13 protein-coding genes are annotated in these 14,255 nt (G+C 73.2%); 9 read left to right on the top strand and 4 right to left on the bottom strand.

The features are described 5' to 3' along the window. Positions 1-45 precede the first annotated feature (45 nt). Complete coding sequence (locus ACWD11_RS27400; RefSeq protein WP_389416170.1) at positions 46-2,163, top strand: molybdopterin oxidoreductase family protein; 2,118 nt, start codon at positions 46-48, stop codon at positions 2,161-2,163. On the opposite strand, the gene ACWD11_RS27395 is transcribed toward ACWD11_RS27400, so the two are convergent. Then, positions 2,158-2,565, bottom strand: coding sequence for a gamma-glutamylcyclotransferase family protein (locus ACWD11_RS27395; protein ID WP_451286158.1), 408 nt, complete (start codon positions 2,563-2,565; stop codon positions 2,158-2,160). The genes ACWD11_RS27400 and ACWD11_RS27395 overlap by 6 nt on opposite strands. Before the next feature lie 110 nt (positions 2,566-2,675). On the opposite strand from ACWD11_RS27395, the gene ACWD11_RS27390 reads away from it, so the two are divergent. Further along, on the top strand, positions 2,676-4,328 hold the full coding sequence (locus tag ACWD11_RS27390) for a M4 family metallopeptidase (protein ID WP_451286156.1): 1,653 nt from the start codon (positions 2,676-2,678) through the stop codon (positions 4,326-4,328). A 12-nt stretch (positions 4,329-4,340) separates the two neighbouring features. Here the strand turns inward: ACWD11_RS27390 and ACWD11_RS27385 are convergent, their stop codons facing one another. Next, positions 4,341-5,213, bottom strand: coding sequence for an NmrA family NAD(P)-binding protein (locus ACWD11_RS27385; RefSeq protein ID WP_451286154.1), 873 nt, complete (start codon positions 5,211-5,213; stop codon positions 4,341-4,343). A gap of 81 nt (positions 5,214-5,294) precedes the next feature. Between ACWD11_RS27385 and ACWD11_RS27380 the strand changes: the two genes are divergently transcribed. Continuing rightward, on the top strand, positions 5,295-5,744 hold the full coding sequence (locus ACWD11_RS27380) for a winged helix-turn-helix transcriptional regulator (RefSeq protein WP_451286152.1): 450 nt from the start codon (positions 5,295-5,297) through the stop codon (positions 5,742-5,744). 587 nt (positions 5,745-6,331) lie between these two features. Here ACWD11_RS27380 and ACWD11_RS27375 read toward each other — a convergent pair. Then, positions 6,332-6,916: an NADPH-dependent FMN reductase gene (locus tag ACWD11_RS27375; protein WP_451286150.1), complete on the bottom strand. Its 585-nt coding sequence runs from the start codon at positions 6,914-6,916 to the stop codon at positions 6,332-6,334. Positions 6,917-7,164: 248 nt separating this feature from the next. Between ACWD11_RS27375 and ACWD11_RS27370 the strand changes: the two genes are divergently transcribed. Further along, the gene (locus tag ACWD11_RS27370) at positions 7,165-7,686 is read left to right on the top strand and encodes a hypothetical protein (protein WP_389416164.1); all 522 of its coding nucleotides are present in this window, start codon (positions 7,165-7,167) and stop codon (positions 7,684-7,686) included. Positions 7,687-7,794: 108 nt separating this feature from the next. Next, entirely contained in the window at positions 7,795-8,418 is a 624-nt protein-coding gene (locus ACWD11_RS27365; RefSeq protein WP_389416163.1) for a class F sortase, read from the top strand. Here ACWD11_RS27365 and ACWD11_RS27360 read toward each other — a convergent pair. Continuing rightward, positions 8,356-8,745, bottom strand: coding sequence for a winged helix-turn-helix transcriptional regulator (locus tag ACWD11_RS27360; protein ID WP_389416162.1), 390 nt, complete (start codon positions 8,743-8,745; stop codon positions 8,356-8,358). The two genes, ACWD11_RS27365 and ACWD11_RS27360, sit on opposite strands and share 63 nt — an antisense overlap. A gap of 95 nt (positions 8,746-8,840) precedes the next feature. Between ACWD11_RS27360 and ACWD11_RS27355 the strand changes: the two genes are divergently transcribed. The 4 genes from ACWD11_RS27355 to nirD all read left to right on the top strand — a co-directional run bounded on the left by ACWD11_RS27355 (position 8,841) and on the right by nirD (position 14,233). Next, positions 8,841-9,740 (top strand): NAD(P)-dependent oxidoreductase, encoded by a 900-nt coding sequence (locus tag ACWD11_RS27355; protein WP_389416161.1) that lies wholly within the window; start codon positions 8,841-8,843, stop codon positions 9,738-9,740. A gap of 289 nt (positions 9,741-10,029) precedes the next feature. Continuing rightward, positions 10,030-11,244, top strand: a complete 1,215-nt coding sequence (locus ACWD11_RS27350; RefSeq protein ID WP_389416160.1) for an NAD(P)/FAD-dependent oxidoreductase — start codon at positions 10,030-10,032, stop codon at positions 11,242-11,244. After that, positions 11,244-13,838 carry a nitrite reductase large subunit NirB gene (gene nirB / locus ACWD11_RS27345; RefSeq protein WP_451286147.1) on the top strand — a complete coding sequence of 865 codons (2,595 nt, stop codon included), beginning with the start codon at positions 11,244-11,246 and terminating at the stop codon, positions 13,836-13,838. The genes ACWD11_RS27350 and nirB overlap by 1 nt, the downstream gene beginning before the upstream one ends. Continuing rightward, entirely contained in the window at positions 13,835-14,233 is a 399-nt protein-coding gene (gene nirD, locus ACWD11_RS27340) for a nitrite reductase small subunit NirD (RefSeq protein ID WP_389416158.1), read from the top strand. The genes nirB and nirD overlap by 4 nt, the downstream gene beginning before the upstream one ends. Positions 14,234-14,255: the final 22 nt, after the last annotated feature.

The raw sequence follows: 14,255 nt of genomic DNA, 5'->3' as shown, positions 1-14,255 counted from the left end.
ATCCGCCGTCACGGCACGTAACACGGCCGAAGCACGCTGGAGGGCATGCAGAACACCGCCACGCCCACGCACTGCCCGTACTGCGCCCTGCAGTGCGGGATGAATCTGACGCCCGCCCCGGACGGGACGGTCGAGCTGAGTGAGCGGGCGGACTTCCCGGTGAACCGGGGCGCGCTGTGCGGCAAGGGCCGTACGGCGCCGGCAGTGCTCTCCTCCCGGGTGCGGCTGACCTCCCCGTTGGTGCGCTCCGAGGGCACTCTGGTGCCCGCCTCCTGGGAGGAGGCACTGGACCGGATCGCCGAGGGGCTCAGCCGCACGCGGGCGGAGCACGGCCCGGACGCGGTCGGGGTCTTCGGCGGCGGCGGTCTGACGAACGAAAAGGCGTACACGCTCGGCAAGTTCGCGCGGGTGGTGCTCGGCACCTCGCAGATCGACTACAACGGCCGCTTCTGCATGTCCTCCGCGGCGGCCGCCGGGATCAAGGCGTTCGGCCTGGACCGCGGGCTGCCGTTCCCGCTGGAGGACATCCCGAAGACGGGCTGCGTGATCCTCGTCGGCTCCAATCCCGCGGAGACGATGCCGCCGTCGCTGCGGTTCTTCCACGAGCTGCGGGAGAACGGCGGCACCCTGATCGTCGTCGACCCGCGCCGCACGAAGACCGCGGAGCAGGCCGACCTGCACCTGGCGCCCCGCCCCGGCACCGACCTCGCCCTCGCGCTCGGGCTGCTGCACCTGGTCGTCGCCGAGGGGCGCACGGACGAGGAGTACATCCGCGAGCGGACCACCGGCTGGGAGGAGGCCCGCGCGGAGGCGCTGGCGCACTGGCCCGAGTACGTCGAGCGGATCACCGGCGTGTCCGTGCCGGAACTGCGGGAAGCGGTACGGATGTTCTGCGAGCCGGAGGCGGCCATGGTGCTCACCGCCCGGGGCCCGGAACAGCAGTCCAAGGGCACCGACACGGTGGGCGCCTGGATCAACCTGTGCCTGGCGACCGGCCGCGCGGGGCGCCCGCTGTCCGGCTACGGCTGCCTCACCGGGCAGGGCAACGGCCAGGGCGGACGCGAACACGGCCAGAAGGCCGACCAGTTGCCCGGCTACCGCAAGCTGACGGACCCCGAGGCACGGCGGCACGTGGCCGAGGTGTGGGGCGTGGACCCCGACTCGCTGCCGGGCCCGGGACGCAGCGCCTACGAGCTGCTGGACGCGCTGGGCACGGACATTCGCGCGCTGCTGCTGATGGCCTCCAACCCGGTGGTCTCCGCGCCGCGCGCCGCGCACATCGAGGAACGCATCAAATCCCTGGACTTCCTCGCCGTCTGTGACGTGGTGCTGTCGGAGACGGCGGCGCTGGCGGACGTCGTGCTGCCGGTGACGCAGTGGGCGGAGGAGACGGGTACGACGACGAACCTGGAGGGGCGGGTGCTGCTGCGCCGGCAGGCGATCACGCCCCCCGACGGCATCCGCAGCGACCTGGAGGTCATGCACGAACTCGCCGACCGCCTCGGGGTGGAGAAGGGCTTCCCCACCGACCCCGAGGAGGTCTTCGAGGAGCTGCGCCGGGCCAGCGCGGGCGGTCCCGCCGACTACTCCGGCATCACCTACCGCAGGCTCATCGAGGAGAACGGCGTCTTCTGGCCGTGCCCGGCGGACGGGGACGCCCCGGAGCCGGTCCACCCCGGCACGCCCCGGCTCTTCCACGACCGGTTCGCCACGGAGGACGGCCGGGCCCGGTTCGTGCCGGTCGCGCACCGGGCGGCGGCCGAGGAACCGGACGAGGAGTACCCGGTGCTGCTGACGACGGGGCGGGTGGTCTCGCAGTACCAGTCGGGCGCCCAGACCCGCCGGGTCGACGAGCTCAACGCCGCCGCGCCCGGCCCCTTCGTGGAGCTGCACCCGCGGCTGGCGGCGCGGCTCGGCGCGGCCGAGGGCGACCCGCTCGCCGTGGTCTCCCGCCGCGGCCGGGCGGTGGCCCCGGCCCGCATCACCACCGCCATCCGCCCCGACACGGTGTTCATGCCGTTCCACTGGCCGGGCGAGGGCCGCGCGAACACCCTCACCAACCCGGCGCTCGACCCGACCTCCCGCATGCCGGAGTTCAAGGTGTGCGCGGTGCGGGTGGAGACGGTGGACGGCTCGCTGCAGACGGTGGAGGGCGCGCTATAGGCGTACGGCCCAGTCGCCGCCGTCGATGAGGCTGCCGTGGGCGCGCAGCCGTGCCGCCACGGCTGGTGCGGCCACGTACACCCACGCCCGCACCCGACGTGATCCGGTGCGCACCTCTCGCTCGACGCGCTCGTACAGGTTGCGTGAGCCCCCCGGCGTGTAGTCCTCCAGCCTGTCCAGGGCCCTCAGGAGGTCCGGGTAGGCGTCGGGGCGCGCCGTGATCAGCTCGCCGTGGACCCGTCCGCCGGGCGCCTCTACGACGTAGGGATATCCGGGTCCGTCGTAGAGCCACGCCCCGCCGAGGGCCGCCGGTTCCTCCGTCAGCGTGCGGCCGCGCAGGAAGAGGTCGTGGTTCGGCCCGCCGGGCCGCAGCGTGCCGTAGACGAAGAACGGAAGGGTCACAGAAACGATTCTGACCCCTCACACATCTCCACGGGACGGCCCTGGCCACGGATCTGTCATGCCCCCTTAAATCGCAGGACAAGATCACCCGCTCCCTCCCGAGGAGATCCATGAGCCGGATACGGCCGCACGTCCGAGGTTCCCGTCGAGCCACCGCCGGTGTCGCCGTCACCGCGGCCGGGCTGCTCGCCGCGACGCTCACCCCGTCCGCGGGCGCCGCCGACCGGCCGACCCGGGCCGTGGCCGTCGAGAACGCGGCCGCCGCCCTCCTCGACCACGCCGCGGCCCTGGGGCTGACCTCGGCGCAGGACACGAAGGTGCGGGACGTCATCGTGGACGCGGACGGCACGCAGCACGTCCGGTACGACCGGACGTACCGTCAGTTGCCGGTCCTGGGCGGTGACTTCGTCGTCCACCTCGCCAAGGACGGGACCTACCGCGGCGCCTCCCGCGCCGTCAGGGGAACTCCCGCCCCGGCCGCCGGTGTCACCCCCGCGCTCCCCGCCGCCCGCGCCGCCGACCTCGCCGTGAACGCCCTGCGCGCCGCCAACCTCGGCGAGGCGCTCCGGCAGCTCACCGCCGAGCCCCGGCTCGTGGTGGACGCCCTGCACGGCGCACCGAAGCTGGCCTGGCGGACGGACGTCCTGGCCAAGGACTCCCTGGGCAACCCGGTCGGGCGGACCGTGCTGACCGACGCGCGCACCGGCACCCAGATCGACGCCTGGGACACCCTGGAGACGGTGGGCGGCGACGGGAAGTCGCTGTACAGCGGGACCGTGCCGCTCGGCACGACGCTCTCGGGATCGACGTACCAGCTCAAGGACGCCTCACGCGGCGGCACGTACACCGGCGACGCGGGGGGCCGGTCGGACCTTTGCCTGCTGGGCACGATCTGCCTCAGCCGGGCGCCGTCGACGGTGTTCACCGACGCCGACAACCACTGGGGCACGGGCACGACCACCGACCGCGCTTCCGCCGCGGTGGACGCCCAGTACGGCACCGACATGACCTGGGACTACTTCAAGGGCGTGCACGGCCGCAACGGCATCGCGGGCGACGGCAAGGGCTCGTACAACCGGGTGCATTACGGCACCCGGTACAACAACGCCTTCTGGGACGACAGTTGCTTCTGCATGACGTACGGCGACGGTGACGGGACGAATCTCGGCCCGCTGGTGTCGCTGGACGTGGCCGGGCACGAGATGGCGCACGGGGTGACGTCGAAGACGGCCGCGCTGACCTACTCGGGCGAGTCCGGCGGGCTCAACGAGGCGACCTCCGACGTCTTCGGCACGCTGGTGGAGTTCCACGCGGCCAACTCCTCGGACCCCGGGGACTGGTTGATCGGCGAGAAGATCGTCCAGGACGGGTTCGGGCAGGAGGCGCTGCGTTACATGGACCAGCCCTCCAGGGACGGCAGTTCGGTGGACTGCTGGAGCCCGGCGACGGCCGGTCTCGACGTCCACTACTCCTCCGGCGTCGGCAACCACTTCGCGTATCTGCTGGCGGAGGGAAGCGGCGCGAAGACGATCAACGGCACCGTCCACGACTCCCCCACCTGCGACGGCTCTTCCGTCACCGGCATCGGCCGCGCCAAGCTGGGCGCGATCTGGTACCGGGCGCTGACGGTCTACATGACGTCGTCCACGAACTACGCGGGCGCGCGCACGGCGACGCTGAGCGCGGCGAAGGAGCTTTACGGGGCGGGGAGTTCGGAGTACGCGGCGGTCGGGGCGGCGTGGAGCGCGGTCGGCGTGAGCTGAGCGCGGGCGGGTTCAGCCAGCCGCGGCCTTCGCCACCAGGTCGTGCACCGGGCGGGGCGCCGCATCCAACAGCTCAGGCAGGTCGGAGGTGCGGGCCTCCAGGAAGCCCGCGCCCGTGTTGGAGAGCAGGGACAGGGTGTGGGTGACCTGGTAGGCCTCATAGCCCTGGTCCGCCAGCGCGGCGCGCGCCTCGGAGAGGGGTGCGGGACGGTAGGTGACGGTCCTGCCGTACCGCTTGGCGAGCAGGTCGGCGATGTCGTCGCCGCCGAGCGCGGTGCCGCCCTCCAGCTCGTACGTCCGTCCCGCGTGGCGGCTGCGGGCGCCGGCCACGAGCGCGCGGTCGGCCTCGGCCGCCACCCGCACGGTGATGTCCGCGAGGTCCGCCCTGGCCACGACCGACATCCGTCCCCTGCCGAGGGCGGCCGAGAAGACCCCGGTCCGGGCGGCCGCTCCGGCGCTCGCCGCCGCGAGGCCGCCGAGCAGTTCGGCGTAGAGGCCGTTGCGCAGGACCGTGGTGGCGAAGGGACCCTGGGCCAGGCGGTGCTCGGTCCAGCGGTGCGGCAGGGCGAGGGTCGTGCGCTCGCCGGAGCCCGCCAGGCTGGTGTAGATCACCTGGCGTACGCCCGCCTCGGCCGCCGCGTCGGCCACCGCGCCGTGGCGGGCCAGCACGGCGTCGTCCTCGGCGTAGCCGGCCGAGATCATCACCAGGACGTCGGTCCCGGCGAAGCTTTTCGGCAGGCTCGCCGGGTCGTCGAAGTCGATCCGGCGGGCGGTCGTACCGTCGCCGCCGCGGGTGCCGGCCACCACCTCGGGTCCGCCGAGCGCGGTCAGGCCCTGGAGCACCAGACGGCCGAGTGCTCCTGAAACGCCGGTCACGAGAATCATTCGAACAGTCCTTGCGTTGATCCCGGTAAGAACAGCACCGAGCATCCGCCGGGTTCGGCGGGTCCGTAAGGAGGCACTTTCGTGTCAGTCCCGAACACGGCCGTAAGTTCCCAGCTCAGCGCCCCTGTTCCGGTAGGGCCGTGTGGCGATGACGACTGCGGGATCCGCGATGTGCTGGACCGGCTCGGCGACCGGTGGACGGTCCTGGTGGTCGTGGAACTCGCCAAGGGCAGCCGCCGCTACGGCGCGCTGGAGCGCGCGATACCGGGCATCTCGCAGCGCATGCTGTCGCTGACCACGAAGCGGCTGTGCCGGGACGGGCTGGTCGAACGGATCGTCCATCCGACCCTCCCACCCCAGGTCGAGTACCGCCTGACCGCGATGGGCGCGGGCCTGTCGGGCATGATCTCCGGCCTCGCGGACTGGTCCCGCGACCACAAACCGGCGATAGCGGCGGCGCGTGCGGCGTGGGACGCCGAACACCCGGGAAGGCCGGTCCCTCCCGGCACCGGCCTTCCCGCAAACTCCTGACGGAGGGCGCCCGCGCCACGACATCTGCCTGTGCCGTCGTACCAGGGCGCCTGGGGGTACGGCGGTGGACCGGGTGGGTCCGGGCGGGGGCGGTGGGTCTGGGTGGGTCCGGCGGGACCGGGCAGGCGGGACCGGCGAGACCGGGTCGGTCCGGCGGGACCGGGCAGGTGCGGCGGGACCGGCGGGATCAGCGAGACCGGGTGGGACCGGCGAGACCGGGCAGGACCGGCAGGACCGGGACCTCGTGCCGTCCGGGGCGAGTTCGGCCGCGACGATCCCGGCCGGCCGCCGCCCGATCTCCGCCCAGGCAGGCACCGGCGTCAGTACGCCGAAGGTGTTCGGTCCCGCGCAGGCGGAGCAGCGGGCCAGCCCCGGGGCGGCCACCGCCGCCTGCGCAGGTGCGAGGGCCGGTCTCGCGCGGCTCGGCGGTCTCCGGACGCGCCCCCCCGGCCCGGCCCCGCGGCCTCCGGACCCGCCCCCGGCCCGGCCCCGCGGCCTTCGGACGCGCCCCCGCCCGGCCCCGCGGCCTCCGGACGCGCCCCCGGCCCGGCCCGGCGGTTTCCAGACCCGTCCCCGCCCGGCCAGGGCTACGCCGCGTACGGCCTGCGTTCCTTTGCCTCCCTCAGGGCGGTTCCCCACCACACCAGTTGGTCCAGCATCGTCTTGGCCGCCGCGTCCGGTCCGGCCGGGTCCTTCAGGCGGCCGGCGTCGTCGAAAGAGGCGCCGGCGTTGTGGAAGGAGACGGTGTCCCGGACCGTCACGGCGTGCAGTTCGGCGAAGACCTGCCGGAGGTGCTCCGCGGCGCGCAGACCGCCCGCGAGGCCGCCGTAGGAGACGAGGGCCACGGGCTTGGCGCGCCACTCGGCGTAGTGCCAGTCGATGAGGTTCTTCAGGCCCGCCGGGAAGGAGTGGTTGTACTCCGGGGTGAGGATGACGAAGGCGTCGGCGCGGGCCAGTTTCGGCGTGACGCCGGCGAGGGCGTCGGCCGCCTCCGGGGTACGGGCGAAGGACGTGGGCAGGGCGATCTCGGCGACGTCGACGACCTCGGGCGTCAGGTCCTCGCGGCGCTGGACGTGGTCGAGGATCCAGTCGGCGACGACGGGGCCGAAGCGGCCGTGGCGGTTGCTGCCGATCACGACGGCGACATTCAGGGGTTCCATGGCGGAAGTCATGCCGACAGCGTGATACCTCAACCATTGTTGAGGTCAAGCGCTGGGGCGCGTCACCCGTTCACACGCGCCGCGCACGCACTTCCCCGGCGCCTCTGCGGAAGGGCACTGACCTGCGTAAACACGGCCCCCTTCCCTGGTTCCTGACACCCATTCACCCCAATTCTGACGGCCCCTCAGGAAGCGCGTCCGGCTCGCTGCCCCTTACCTCGGAAGGGCAGTGATCCACCGCTGATCCCCAGGGAGCATTGATGCGCCGTACCGCCCGTCTGCTGATCGGGAGCGCGCTCGCTGTCGTGACCGCCGGTCCGGTCGCCGCACCGGCCTACGCCGCGGGTGCCGGGAGCCTGGAAGTGCGCCCCGCCTCGGCCGTGCCGGGCGAACAGGTCACCGTGCACACCTCCGCCTGCGGAGACGGCGGCACCGCGACGGGCGACGCCAGCGCGGTCGGCGCCGGGACCTTCACGCTGGCGCCGGGCGGCGAGGAGCGGGACGCGAGCGGCCGGTTCCGGGTGCCGCCGAGCGCGCAGCCGGGGACGTACGAGATCACCGCGGCCTGTACCGGTGGCGGGCGCCAGGTCACGGGCGACCTGGTGGTGACGCTGACCTCGCAGCGGCAGTCGGTGCACCCGCGAGGCAGTGTGAAGACGGGGGTCGGCGGCGCACTCGGCCCCGACCCCGTGCAGACCGCGGCCGGTGTGGCGGCTCTCGCCGTCGCCGCCGCGGGCGGTACCTGGCTCCTGCATCGCCGGGCGAGAGGCGACGGGATCTGACGGACACCCTCCGCTGTCCGTCCCGCCGGTACCGCATGTCCCCTCCCCCTCCGGGTCCGACGCCCCTCGCGGCCCGGAGGGGGAACAGGGCTCGTCCAGGAGGCTCGGGTGCGCAAGTACAGCAACGCCGCGATAGCGGCCGTCACCGTGGTCGCCCTGTGCTCCGGGGCCTGGCTGCTGCGCAGCGGCGCCGAGCGGCACCCCCCACCGCAGCCGTCCGCCGCCCAGGCGCACGCCGACCCCGCCGGCCGGCAGCCGTCCGCCGCGCCCGCGCTGCCGCCGTCCCCGCCCGACCGGATCCGCATCCCGTCGATCCGGGTGAACGCCCCCCTGATGGGCCTCGGCCTCACCGCGGCCGGCAGCCTGGACGTCCCGCCCGCCGAGCGGACGAACCTGGCCGGCTGGTACGAGGCCGGGACGACCCCCGGCGAGCGCGGCACCGCGATCGTCGCGGGCCATGTCGACAACGCCGAGGGGCCCGCCGTCTTCTACCGCCTGGGCGCCCTGCGCAAGGGCAGCACGGTGGAGGTGGACCGGCGCGACGGAGGCACCGCCGTCTTCACGGTCGACTCCGTCGAGGTGTACGACGCCCGGGACTTCCCCGACGAGAAGGTCTACGGCGCGGCCCGCCGCCCGGAGCTGCGGGTGATCACCTGCGGCGGGGGCTACTCACGCGCCACGGGCTATCAGGGCAACGTCGTCGTCTTCGCGCACCTCACCGGCAGCCGCTGACCCGCCCAGGATGTTGCTCTTGCCCCAGTCGCCCAGCGGTTCCAGGGCGGTGTTGAGGCTCACGCCCTTCGGTGTCAGCGAGTACTCGACGCGCGGCGGCACCTCGTCGTACTCCTCGCGGTGCACGATGCCGTCCGCCTCCAGCTCCCGCAGCTGGGCGGCGAGCACCTTCTCCGTCACCCCCGGCAGCCCGCGGCGCAGCTCCCCGAAGCGGTGCGGACGCACCGACAGCTCCCACAGGATGAGCACCTTCCACTTGCCGCCGATCACGTCCATCGCCGCGTCGATGCCGCAGACGTACGACCCCGGCCGTCGCCCCGTCGCCATGTCGGTCCCCCTGCCTCGATGCTTTCCCGGAGGTAAGCGCCCACTCCAAAGTACGTACTTGAGCAGGACGTTCACTCTCTACGAGGCTAACCGCCATGACTGACAACGCCTCCTCCCCGACCCCGCGCACCCCCCTCACCCTGCTCGGCACCGGCGCCATGGGCACCGCCCTGGCCCGTGCCTGGCTCGCCGCCGGACATCCGGTGACCGTCTGGAACCGCACCCCCGCCCGAGCCGAGGCGCTGGCCGCCGAGGGGGCCACGGTCGCGAGCAGCGCCGCCCGGGCGGTGGCCGCCAACCGCCTGGTGATCGCCTGCCTCCTCGACGACGACTCCCTCGGCGAGGCCCTCGCCGACGCCGATCTCACCGGCCGGGACCTGGTGAACCTCACCACCGGCACCCCGGCCCAGGGCCGTGCCCGCGCCGCCTGGGCCGAGGAGCGCGGCGCGCGTTTCGTGGATGCCGGGATCATGGCCGTACCGCCGATGATCGGCGGCGCGGACAGCGGGGCGTACGTCTTCTACAGCGGCTCCCCGGAGCTCTTCGAGGAGCACCGCGAGACCCTGGCCGTCCCGGCCGGGACCAGTTGGGTCGGCACAGACCCGGGCTTCGCCGCGCTGCACGACGTGGCGCTGCTCAGCGCGATGACCGGGATGTTCGCCGGGATCTTCCACGCCTTCGCGCTGGTGCGCCGGGAGGACATCGCGCCGAAGGAGTTCGCGGCACTGCTCCAGGGCTGGCTCACCGCGATGGCGCACACCGTCCACTCCACGGCCGACCAGCTGGAGAGCGAGGACTACACGAAGAACGTCGTCTCCAACCTCGCCATGCAGGCGGCGGGCAACGCCACCCTGCTGCGCACCGCCGAGGAACAGGGGGTGAGCGCGGAACTGCTGACGCCGTACATGACCTTGATGGACCGGCTGCTCGCCCAGGACCGGGGCGAGGAGGACACCACGGGAATGATCGACCTGCTGCTGCACGACAAGCGCTAGGCCCCCGGCCCCCCGACCGCCCGGCCCCCGGCCCCTCGGCCGCAGGGCCGACAGGCCGCCCAGCCACCAGGCCCCCGACCGCCAGACCGCCGGGCCGCCAGGCCGACAGACAGCCAGACAGCCAGACCGCCTGGCCGAGGACCCCCGGAACCCTTCCCGTCCTCACAGCCCGCCCCGGCCGTCCCCGGGAAACCCTCACACCACCCCCCGGGCCCCGCTGAGGGCAGCGTTCCTCGCGGGAAACAGACGTGATGCGGTCGGGAAACACCCGCACCGCACGCTCAATGGCATGACCTCGAATACGCGTGTGGTGGTGATCGGCGCCGGCCTCGCGGGCGTACGGCTCGCCCGGCGGCTCGGTGAGCTCGGCACGCCCGCGCTGCTGATCGGCGAGGAGGAGCACCGGCCCTACAACCGGGTCCTCCTCGCCGAGGTGCTGGCCGGGCGGTACGCCCCCGAGGTGATCGCGCTGCCCACCCCGGCCGGGCTCCTGCGCACCCGGGTCACCCGCATCGACCGCGAGGAGCGCACCGTCGAGTGCGCGGACGGCGCGAAGATCGCATACGACACGCTGGTCCTGGCCACCGGCTCCAACCCGGTGCTGCCGCCGCTGCGCGGACTGTTCACCGCCGATCATGTGCTGCCCGAGGGCGTGCACGCGTTCCGCACCATGGACGACTGCCTGGGCCTGTCCAAGGCGGTACGGCCCGGAGTGCGCGCCGTCGTCATCGGCGGCGGGCTGCTCGGCGTCTCCGCGGCCCGCGCGCTCGCCGTGCGCGGCGCCCAGGTCGTCCTCGCCCAGCAGTCCGAGCGGCTCATGGAGCGCCAGCTCGACCCGGGCGCCTCCAAACTGGTGCTGCGGCATCTGAGGGACCTCGGCGTCGAGGTCCACACCGAGTGCCGGGTGCGCGACGTGCGCTGCGTCGGCGGCGCGGTCCGCTCGGTGGAGATGGCCGACGGATACGCCCTCGACGCCGACCTGGTGGTGCTGGCCTGCGGGGTCCACCCGCGCGCCGGGCTCGCCAAGGACGCCGGGCTCGCCGTCCACAAGGGCATCCTCGTCGACGACGAACTGCGCACCTCCGACCCGCACATCCGGGCCGTCGGCGACTGCGCCCAGCACGACGGCACGCTCTACGGCCTCGCCACCCCGGCGCTGGAACAGGCCGACGCGCTCGCCGGACTGCTCGCCGGGGACGCCACCGCCCGCTACACCGGCACCCGGTCGCTGACCCGGCTGACGCTGCACGGCAACTCCGCCTTCGACCTCGCCGCGTTCGGCGAGACCGAGGCGCTCCCGGGCGACGACGTCGTCCAGCTCACCGACGCCACCCGAGGCACCTACCGCAAGGTCGTCGTCCGCGACGACCGCGTGGTGGGCGGCGTGCTCGTCGGTGAACTCGGCACCGTCGGCGCGCTCGCCCGCGCCTGGGAGGGAGCGGAGCCGCTCCCCACGGACGGCGCCCCCCTGCTCCACCTGCTCACCAACGACGGAGGCTCCTGATGACCGCCACCCCGGGGCCCACCCCCACGATCGTGCTCGTCGGCCACGGCATGGTCGGCCAGCGCTTCCTCGAAGCCCTCGCCGAGCGCGGCCTGACCGCCACCCACCGCGTGGTCGTGCTGTGCGAGGAGCCGCGTCCCGCCTACGACCGCGTCGCGCTCACCTCGTACTTCTCGGGCAAGACACCCGAGGACCTCTCCATGACGGACATGGAGTTCATCGAGAAGCACGCGATCGAGCTGTACGTCGGTGACCCGGCCGAGACGATCGACCGCGCCGCGAAGAAGGTCACCGCCCGGTCGGGCCAGGTCTTCGCGTACGACACGCTCGTCCTCGCCACCGGCTCCTTCCCGTTCGTGCCGCCCGTCCCGAACAAGGACGCCGAGGGCTGCTTCGTCTACCGCACGATCGAGGACCTGCTCGCGATCGAGGAGTACGCCAAGAAGGCGACCACCGGCGCCGTGGTCGGCGGCGGTCTGCTCGGCCTGGAGGCGGCCGGCGCGCTCAAGGGCCTCGGACTGACCTCCCACATCGTGGAGTTCGCGCCGCGGCTGATGCCGGTGCAGGTCGACGAGGGCGGCGGCGCGGCGCTGCTGCGCACGATCGAGGACATGGGCCTGAGCGTGCACACGGGGGTGGGCACGCAGGAGATCGTCGTCGACGAGGAGGGCGCCGTCACCGGCATGAAGCTCTCCGACGGCTCCGAACTCGCCACCGACCTGGTGGTGTTCAGCGCCGGTGTCCGCCCCCGCGACCAACTGGCCCGCGACTGCGGCCTCACCGTCGGCGAGCGCGGCGGCATCGCGGTCGACGAGCAGTGCCGCACGGTGAACGACCCGCACGTGTTCGCGATCGGCGAGTGCGCGCTGGCCGCCGACGGCCGGGTGTACGGCCTGGTCGCGCCCGGTTACGAGCAGGCCGAGACGGCCGCCGCCACGATCGCCGCCGACGAGGCCGCGTTCACGGGAGCAGACCTGTCCACCAAGCTGAAGCTGCTCGGCGTGGACGTCGCCTCCTTCGGCGACGCGCACGGCACCACCGAGGACTGCCTGGACGTCGTCTACTCCGACTCCCGCGCGGGCCTGTACAAGAAGCTGGTCATCGGCCGCGACGGCACCCTGCTCGGCGGCATCCTGGTCGGCGACGCGGAGGCGTACGGCACCCTGCGCGCCTTCACCGGCTCGGTCCCGCCGGTCTCCCCCGAGTCGCTGGTGCTGCCGGCCGGCGCGGGCGCCCCGGTCCAGCTCGGCCCGTCCGCCCTGCCCGACGAAGCGATCATCTGCTCCTGCCACAACGTCTCCAAGGGCACCATCCGCGGCGCGGTCACCGACCACCAGTGCACGACCGTGCCCGAGGTGAAGAAGTGCACCAAGGCCGGTACGGGCTGCGGCAGTTGCGTCAAGGTGCTCGGCCAACTGGTCACCGCCGAGCTGGAGGCGTCCGGCGTCGAGGTCGACAAGGGCCTGTGCGGCTGCTTCGGCCAGACCCGCGAGGAGCTCTACGAGATCGTCCTCGCCCTGCGCATCAACAAGTACCAGGACCTGCTGGACCGCTACGGCCGGGACGGCGCCCGGGGCGGCGACGGCTGCGAGATCTGCAAGCCCACGGTGGCCTCGATCATCGCCTCCCTCGCCCCGGCCATCGGCGCCGAGGGCTATGTCCTCGACGGCGAGCAGGCGGCGCTGCAGGACACCAACGACCACTTCCTCGCCAACCTCCAGAAGAACGGCTCGTACTCGGTCGTGCCCCGCATCCCCGGCGGTGAGATCACCCCGGAGAAGCTGATCGTGATCGGCGAGATCGCCCGCGACTTCGGGCTCTACACGAAGATCACCGGCGGCCAGCGCATCGACATGTTCGGCGCCCGCGTCGAGCAGCTCCCGCTGATCTGGACCCGGCTGGTGGACGCCGGCTTCGAGTCCGGCCACGCCTACGGCAAGTCGCTGCGCACGGTGAAGTCCTGCGTGGGCCAGACCTGGTGCCGCTACGGCGTGCAGGACTCCGTCCGGATGGCGATCGACCTGGAGCTGCGCTACCGAGGGCTCAGGTCACCCCACAAGCTCAAGTCGGCGGTCTCGGGCTGCCAGCGCGAGTGCGCCGAGGCCCAGTCCAAGGACTTCGGCGTGATCGCCACCGCCAACGGCTGGAACCTCTACGTCGGCGGCAACGGCGGCGCCACCCCGCGCCACGCGGACCTGCTCGCCCAGGACCTCTCCGACGCCGAACTGATCCGCCTGATCGACCGGTTCCTGATGTTCTACATCCGCACCGCCGACCGGCTGGAGCGCACCTCGACCTGGCTGGAGCGGATCCCGGGCGGCCTGGACCACGTGCGGGACGTGGTCGTCGAGGACTCCCTCGGGATCTGCGAGGAGCTGGAGTCCCTGATGGCGGCCCATGTCGACCACTACCGCGACGAGTGGGCCGAGACCATCAACGACCCCGAGAAGCTGGCCCGGTTCGTGTCCTTCGTGAACGCGCCGGACACCCCCGACCCGGTCGTCGGCTTCGTCCCCGAGCGCGACCAGATCAAGCCCGACCTGCCGCTGCTGTCCATCGGCCGCCGCCCCCTGGAAGGAAGCGCCCAGCGATGACCCTGGCCCCCGAGACGACCGACCTCAAGGTCCAGCTCCAGCTGGACTCCGGTGAGGACACCTGGTTCACGGTCTGCGACCTGAGCCGACTGCTCCCGGGCCGCGGAGTGGCGGCCCTGCTGCCGGACGGCAGCCAGGCGGCCCTCTTCCGCGACCGTGCCGGCACGCTGTACGCCATCGACAACCGCGACCCGTTCAGCGGGGCCGGGGTCCTCTCCCGGGGACTGACCGGCACCCACCAGGGGCGGCCCTTCGTGGCCTCCCCCCTGCTGAAGCAGCGGTTCGACCTCGCCTCCGGGCAGTGCCTGGACGACGAGTCGGTACGGGTGCGGACGCACCCGGTCCGCACGGCCGTCGGTACCGGCCCGGTGCTGGACGGCGGGGCCACCGCCTGAGAAAACGGCTGGCCGAGCGGGG

This window comes from Streptomyces sp. NPDC002776, assembly GCF_053592195.1.
Note: the sequence above shows the minus strand (reverse complement) of the source record. Positions and strands in the feature narration are given on the sequence as shown.

What these genes read in the sequence shown, in the direction of transcription:
- ACWD11_RS27400 (WP_389416170.1), top strand. Translation starts at nt 46, where the DNA reads ATGCAGAACACCGCCACGCCCACGCACTGCCCGTACTGCGCCCTGCAG.
- ACWD11_RS27390 (WP_451286156.1), top strand. Translation starts at nt 2,676, where the DNA reads ATGAGCCGGATACGGCCGCACGTCCGAGGTTCCCGTCGAGCCACCGCC.
- ACWD11_RS27385 (WP_451286154.1), bottom strand. Translation starts at nt 5,213, where the DNA reads ATGATTCTCGTGACCGGCGTTTCAGGAGCACTCGGCCGTCTGGTGCTC.
- ACWD11_RS27375 (WP_451286150.1), bottom strand. Translation starts at nt 6,916, where the DNA reads ATGACTTCCGCCATGGAACCCCTGAATGTCGCCGTCGTGATCGGCAGC.
- ACWD11_RS27370 (WP_389416164.1), top strand. Translation starts at nt 7,165, where the DNA reads ATGCGCCGTACCGCCCGTCTGCTGATCGGGAGCGCGCTCGCTGTCGTG.
- ACWD11_RS27360 (WP_389416162.1), bottom strand. Translation starts at nt 8,745, where the DNA reads ATGGCGACGGGGCGACGGCCGGGGTCGTACGTCTGCGGCATCGACGCG.
- ACWD11_RS27355 (WP_389416161.1), top strand. Translation starts at nt 8,841, where the DNA reads ATGACTGACAACGCCTCCTCCCCGACCCCGCGCACCCCCCTCACCCTG.
- ACWD11_RS27350 (WP_389416160.1), top strand. Translation starts at nt 10,030, where the DNA reads ATGACCTCGAATACGCGTGTGGTGGTGATCGGCGCCGGCCTCGCGGGC.
- nirB (WP_451286147.1), top strand. Translation starts at nt 11,244, where the DNA reads ATGACCGCCACCCCGGGGCCCACCCCCACGATCGTGCTCGTCGGCCAC.
- nirD (WP_389416158.1), top strand. Translation starts at nt 13,835, where the DNA reads ATGACCCTGGCCCCCGAGACGACCGACCTCAAGGTCCAGCTCCAGCTG.